Annotated in this window: 8 protein-coding genes; 7 read left to right on the top strand and 1 reads right to left on the bottom strand. The window is 30.0% G+C overall.

Features of this window, described 5'->3' with window-relative positions; all coding sequences use genetic code 11:
• From SA378_RS03200 to SA378_RS03210, 3 genes are all read left to right on the top strand, one after another.
• On the top strand, positions 1-319 hold a 319-nt coding region (locus SA378_RS03200; protein WP_318524546.1), incomplete at its 5' end, for a hypothetical protein.
• 48 nt (positions 320-367) lie between these two features.
• Positions 368-925 (top strand): elongation factor P, encoded by a 558-nt coding sequence (gene efp / locus SA378_RS03205; protein WP_318524547.1) that lies wholly within the window; start codon positions 368-370, stop codon positions 923-925.
• 14 nt (positions 926-939) lie between these two features.
• The gene (locus SA378_RS03210) at positions 940-1,272 is read left to right on the top strand and encodes a CD1247 N-terminal domain-containing protein (RefSeq protein ID WP_318524548.1); all 333 of its coding nucleotides are present in this window, start codon (positions 940-942) and stop codon (positions 1,270-1,272) included.
• 39 nt (positions 1,273-1,311) lie between these two features.
• Here SA378_RS03210 and SA378_RS03215 read toward each other — a convergent pair whose 3' ends face one another.
• Entirely contained in the window at positions 1,312-2,187 is an 876-nt protein-coding gene (locus SA378_RS03215; protein ID WP_318524549.1) for a hypothetical protein, read from the bottom strand.
• A gap of 414 nt (positions 2,188-2,601) precedes the next feature.
• Here SA378_RS03215 and SA378_RS03220 point away from each other — a divergent pair, with 414 nt between their 5' ends.
• The 4 genes from SA378_RS03220 to SA378_RS03235 all read left to right on the top strand — a co-directional run.
• On the top strand, positions 2,602-3,549 hold the full coding sequence (locus tag SA378_RS03220) for an ATP-dependent helicase (RefSeq protein WP_318524550.1): 948 nt from the start codon (positions 2,602-2,604) through the stop codon (positions 3,547-3,549).
• Between the two features lie 20 nt (positions 3,550-3,569).
• Positions 3,570-4,478 carry an ATP-dependent helicase gene (locus SA378_RS03225; protein ID WP_318524553.1) on the top strand — a complete coding sequence of 303 codons (909 nt, stop codon included), beginning with the start codon at positions 3,570-3,572 and terminating at the stop codon, positions 4,476-4,478.
• 143 nt (positions 4,479-4,621) lie between these two features.
• Positions 4,622-5,836 (top strand): bacterial transcriptional activator domain-containing protein, encoded by a 1,215-nt coding sequence (locus tag SA378_RS03230; protein ID WP_318524551.1) that lies wholly within the window; start codon positions 4,622-4,624, stop codon positions 5,834-5,836.
• Positions 5,837-6,061: 225 nt separating this feature from the next.
• The coding region (locus SA378_RS03235; protein ID WP_318524552.1) for a hypothetical protein at positions 6,062-6,451 on the top strand (390 nt) is incomplete at its 3' end.

A 6,451-nucleotide genomic window follows, 5' to 3' on the forward strand; every position in this document is an offset into this window, starting at 1 on the left:
AATGGCTAATGAATTTGCAGCTGATATAAGATATGTGCAGATGGAAAGCATGAAAAGACCAAGTTCCGGATATAGAATAAGCATTGATAAAAGCGTTGGTTGTTATTATGTATTTAAAAATGCATTTATCGAAAAAACAGTTTTATTCAAGGAAAGATATAAAATAGACTATACGAACCCTAATATGGATTCGGTCGGTTTTACATATGAGGGTATTCCAGTAAATGCAGGTACTTTTTCAATTTTAGATACAAAAACAAATAAAATTAAAGAGGTATCGATTGTACCAACCACCGGAAGAACTATTATTAAGGAATAAACAGCAATCAGCTGGTTATAATATACGTGAAAGAGGAGACATATAGCAATGGTTACAGCAAGCGATTTTAAAAAAGGTATTACAATTGTATGGAATAATGGGTTGTGGCAAATAATAGATTTCCAACATGTTAAGCCGGGAAAAGGAGCTGCTTTTGTTAGAACTAAATTGAAAAATATCATAACAGGAGCAATAAGAGAAGAGACTTTCAATCCACCGGAAAAATTCCCATTAGCTCGTATTGAAACAAAGGATATGCAATATTTGTATAATGATGGTGAACTGTATTATTTCATGGACCCGGAAAATTATGAACAAATCCCGTTAAACCATGATCAGGTTGAGGAAGCTATTAAATATTTGAAAGAAAATGATTTTGCTCAAATGAGATTTTATGAAGGCAAACCATTTGAAGTAACAGCTCCAAACTTTGTTGAGTTGGAAATTGTAGAAACTGAGCCTGGATTTAAAGGCGATACTGCAACAGGTGCAAATAAGCCTGCTACAACTGAAACCGGTGCAAAAATAACAGTGCCGCTTTTTGTTGAGATAGGAGATAGAGTGAAGATTGACACCAGAACCGGTGAATATCTATCAAGAGTATAGGAGGATAGTATATTATGGATTTTTTGTATGAAAAAATTTCTTATTTAAGAGGTTTAGCTGACGGTTTAGACGTTAAAGCTGACACAAGAGAGGGCAAATTATTTAATGCTTTGATGGATGTTATCGAAGAAATAGCAGATGGTATGAGCGACATAGTTGAAGAACAGGATGAAGTTAATGAGTACTTAGATTTATTGGATGAAGATTTATCAACTGTTGAAGAAGAATTGTTCGGAGACATTGAAATTGATGAAGATGAATATGATGATGATGATTATGACTTCGATTTTGATGACGAAGACGATGAAGACGATATCGAAGATAATCTTGGTTTCAAAGAAGATTAATAGTTTGTAAAAAAAGCATTTCTATAGGGAATGCTTTTTTTATGGCCATATTTCATTCGGATCAACTCCGTAAATTTGAACTACTTCAAACAAATCACTGTTTGCAATATCTTTTGGTGTTACTAGCCATGAACCGTCCGAATCTACATCATAGCCAAATTGCATGAATGGATACCATGCTAGGTGGGAACATTGCGTGCTTTTAATACTTTTTGGATCTGGATTCTTATTGCTGGTCAATCCAATTGTCAGCCCGTATGGTATATCGATCAAATTATTCTTTGCAAAGTTTGCTATTTCATTTAGGGTTTCAGATGATGTATCTTTTAATTTAAGCATTATAAATGACGGATAGGTTCTCCATTTATTAATATTTTGCAGTATAGTATCGCTTCCCAGTATTACAGCCTCTAAGGTTTCACCTTTTTCTGCATCAGTTATAATTGCAGCGTGTCCATGGCGCCATCCAAGAGAGTGTGTTGCCTTTGTAATTAATACATAGCCATTTTCATATGGAGCAAGATTAAATCCATACATAATCTTTCCTTCTGCATTTACAATAGACTCCTGACTGGTAATTATCCCAATAGATTCGCAGGAAATATTGTTTTCTTTAAAAAATATTTCTTGAAATTTTAGTATTTTGGCTATTCCGCTGTCCTTGTCTTTTAAAATTTCATCGATTGCTGTTTTTCCAAGTCCTGTTTGATAGAACAGTTCCTTGTAGTTTTCTTCGCTGATTGTGTTGTTCTCCAGTATTGTCGAAATATCTGTTTTGGAATAATCAGGGCGAATATAACCAGCGGGCTCAATAATTGCTTCCATTATTGTTATTATCGTAAAAATCAATAGTATTGCTGTAATTATGAATGCTGATTTTTTATGTTTGGTGTGTTTGATTTTTTGTAGTATCATATTATTTATTTTCCTTATAAGAATCTATTTATGTCATCCTGAGCGTAAGCGAAGGATCTCGTCTTTTATAAATAAAGAGATTCTTCACTGCGTTCAGAATGACGAGTAGTAAGTTTTGTGATTATTCTAAATAATTCGGTTAAATTACAATAATTCATTATATAACAACTGGCGAAAATTACAATGGAAAAATATTTTTCGATATTGTCTAAAAAAATTAAATTATGGAAAGTTCAAGCTATTAAATATATAATTATTATGATATAATGTGTATCATTAATAATTTGGAGGTTTCAAATGAACAAATATAAAAGAGCAAATACAATGAAAAAAATAGTATGTCTAGTATTAGCGGTTGGAATGATAATAACTACTTTTATGAGCATGCTTATATATCTTTTTTAGAGGAACAAAATGGAGTATTTTGACTATTTAAAAAATACAAATGGTGTTGAATTAAACAATCAGCAAATTGAAGCAGCTTCCTTTGAAAAGGGAAATGCACTTGTGCTTTCAACTGCAGGTTCAGGCAAAACAACTGTAACTATTTCAAGAGTCGGGAAACTCATATACGAAAATAAATGCAGCAGTAAAATTCTTACCATTACATTTTCAAAAATGGCAGCCAACGACATGAGAAACAGATTTCAATCATGGTTTGGCAGCTCACATAAAGCAAAAACTGAATTTTCAACTATTCATGCCTTTTCTTATAAAATTGTTAGTAATTTTTACAAAAGAAAAGGCACTAATTTTAATTTGCTTACTAATAATTATCAGGTGCTGGGAGAAATACTGAAATCTCATTATTCAAAATCTTATTTCAATTATGTTAGCGATGAAGAAATTGAAAATTTATCTTCTACAATAGGTTTCATTAACAATATGATGATTAATCCAACAGAATACAAGGATTATGGAATTGAAATAAAAGAGTTTGATAAAATATATGAAAAATACCGTTTGTACAAATCTCAGAACAGATTGATTGATTTTGATGACATGCTTTTATATGCATATAAAATAATTTCAAGTTCAGAGCATTACAAAGAATATATAAAGAATACATTTCAATATGTCCAAATAGATGAAATGCAGGATACTTCTAAAATACAGCATGAAATAATTAAGCTGATAACAGATGACAATCTTTTTATGGTTGGTGATGACGATCAGGCTATTTACTCCTTCAGAGGGAGCTATCCTGATTTTATGCTTGAATTTAAAAATATCTACAAGAATGGAAAAATATTTTATCTTGACAATAATTACAGATCCGATAAAAATATTGTTGAAGGTGCCAGAAATTTTATTGAGAAGAATAAAAAAGATATAAAAAATCAATTAATACTGAAAACATAAGAGAAAATGAAATTAACATAATAAGAGTAAAAAGCCGAGCAGAACAGGCGAAATTCATAACAGAAGAACTGGCTAAATCATGTGACAATACTGTAGGAATCTTATTTAGATACAATATGTCTGCCATGATTTTAGCAAATAACCTGAATGAAAATAATATTAATTTTTTTATTAAAGAGGATAAAACGAGATTTTTCAGCAGTCCTGTGCTGTACGACATCCTTTCGTTTTTGAATTTAGCATTAAATCCCAAAGACAGAGATGCATTTTCAAGGATTTATTATAAAAGTTACACATACTTCACGAAAAGCATGTGCCGTATTGTTATGGACAGTCCCCAGGAAGAAATGAGTGTATTTGACATATTAGATAATTATAAGCACTTCGAATATTATGTTTATGATAAAATACGACAGTTTAAAATAGATATAAATTATATAAATAAGTTAAAACCCAAGGATGCAATAAGATTTATAAAAATGGATTTGGAATATATAAACTATTTGGAAAGAATGCAGGACGAAGGACGAAATAACTTGCCTAATTCATTGCATATATTAGAAATACTTGAAGAAATAGGTTCATATTGCAGCAATACCAAAGAATTTATAGAAAAAATAAATAAACTTCAAGAAGTAATAAAAAATGCTTCTGAAAATAGAAATGCAAATGTAACTCTTACGACTATACATAGCGCAAAAGGTTTGGAATATGACAATGTGTACATGATTGATAACGTAGACGGAGAATTTCCGTCAGAAAAAAGGAATATGTCAAATGAAGATTATGAAAAGTTAATAGAAGAAGAAAGACGTATTTTTTATGTAGGCATGACTAGAGCAAAAAAAACATTAAATATAATTGTACCGGGTACTAATTCTTTATTTGTGAATGAATTGATACACTCAAATAAGAAAAATATTATATAATTGTATAAATTGTATAATTTTTTGTCAAAAAATACATTAATGAATTATTTTTTATTGAAAAATTTCATATAAAAAGATATAATGGTATAAATTGTAAAGAAAAGATAGTGTAAAGTAGCCTAGGGAAATTGGGGGATTGAGATATGAAACTCTATATTAATACGTTTGGTGAGTTTGATATAAAAGTAAATGGACAATCTGTGTTAAAGGAATCTAGCCGCACTTATAAAATATATAAGCTTTTTGAGTATTTTCTCACTTTTAGGAACAAGAAGTTATTGCCGGATACCATCATAGACAATTTATTAGCAGACAGTGAATCCGATGATCCTAAAAATATGATGAGAACTCAAATTTTCAGACTTAGGAAAATTATTAAGGCATTCTTGCCGGAAGATTCAGAAGATGAAAAATATATTAAAATAAATTTTACTAACGGTTACTATTGTCTTGAAATAGGGGAGAACACAATAATTGATGTTGAAGAATTTGAAGAATTGATTCATCAGGGTGATATTGAGTGCAATTCAGATATCGGCAGCGCGATAGAGTTGTATGAGAATGCGATTAATCTTTATAAAGGTTTATATTTGTCAGATAATTCTTATGAAGTTTGGCTGGTTCCTACAAGAAATTATTATCAAAGGCTGTATTTAAAAACGTTGTACAAGCTTTTTGGTTTATTAAAGGAGAAGGAAGAATACGAAAAAATTATTCCGTTATGCGAGAAAGCGTTACTTGTAGAACCTTATGAAGAAGATATACACATAAACTTAATGGAAGCTATGCTGAAACTTGGTAAATTTAAGACAGCTATGAACCATTATGAATATGCAGTGAATTTGCTGGAAAAAGAAATGGATGCAAAACCTTCAGGTAAATTTATTGAAATACTAAAAAAAGCACAGAATAATACTTTTCGAAACGTCGACATAGACCTTTCGTCTATAAAAATGAAACTTGAGGATGTACTTGCAACAGGTGCTATACATTGCGATCTTGAATATTTCAAATTTCTATTTAATATGCAAAAAAGAAAATCACATAGAAATAACGAATATGACTATCTTTGCATCATTAACTATAATCAAAGGGACTACAATTATTACGATCCAGAAGAATCAAGTAAGTGCTTAAATGATTGGGCTAAACTCTTGAAGAATTCTTTAAGAAAAGGTGATGCATTCACTTTTTGGAATGACAGACAAATTTTGATAATGCTCCACGATGTAAGAGGAGACGGTGTTCAAATAATACAAGACAGAATTGTCAATAACCTCAGTGATTACACAAGAATAAATAAAAATGAAATAAGTATTGTTTTTCAACCACTAGTTTCCGAAAACACTATGATATGAAGTTACACATAATTTAAGTATGGCAATATGAATTAATAGCAGACAATCAGTTGATGGTTGTCTGTTTTTATATGTACATTTGTATGAATTTGCCTTTTGCGTAATTGAAATGTAATTAAAATGTAATTAAAATTAAACGGCTAAATAATAGAAATGTAATTGGATTAATATATAATGACGTTAATTGAAACGAACAAAAATAGTTATTGAGATAGGGGTGATGAAATGGAATACCCTTCAAAAAATGATTTTTATTTAAAATTTAAAGCGATTTATAATAAGAGTGGTAACTTTATAGATTATGAACTGAAATACATTAGTGATACTTTTTATAGAGCTACTAATATAAATCCTGAGCAGATTTTGGGGAGGAAGTTTTCGAATATTGTAGTTGATTATACTGATAAAGTAGGTTTTAAAGAATTGTACTTTAACATGATACCTAAAACTAATCATAAATTTGAATTGTTCATTAAAGAACTTGAAAGGTTATATCTAATTAGTATATTTACTGATAGGAGTAATGAAGAGGATTTGTTGTTTATATATTACGTTGACATTTCTCACATTAGTCAAAACAATCAATTTTCTTTAATCCAATCAGAAAACACATTA

This window comes from Sedimentibacter sp. (assembly GCF_033447055.1).
In the GTDB taxonomy this organism is placed as follows: Bacteria; Bacillota; Clostridia; order Tissierellales; family Sedimentibacteraceae; genus Sedimentibacter.

Bases quoted from the DNA above. Each gene is read 5' to 3' on its own strand.
- SA378_RS03230 (WP_318524551.1), top strand. From the start codon at position 4,622: ATGAAACTCTATATTAATACGTTTGGTGAGTTTGATATAAAAGTAAAT.
- SA378_RS03215 (WP_318524549.1), bottom strand. From the start codon at position 2,187: ATGATACTACAAAAAATCAAACACACCAAACATAAAAAATCAGCATTC.
- SA378_RS03210 (WP_318524548.1), top strand. From the start codon at position 940: ATGGATTTTTTGTATGAAAAAATTTCTTATTTAAGAGGTTTAGCTGAC.
- SA378_RS03220 (WP_318524550.1), top strand. From the start codon at position 2,602: ATGGAGTATTTTGACTATTTAAAAAATACAAATGGTGTTGAATTAAAC.
- efp (WP_318524547.1), top strand. From the start codon at position 368: ATGGTTACAGCAAGCGATTTTAAAAAAGGTATTACAATTGTATGGAAT.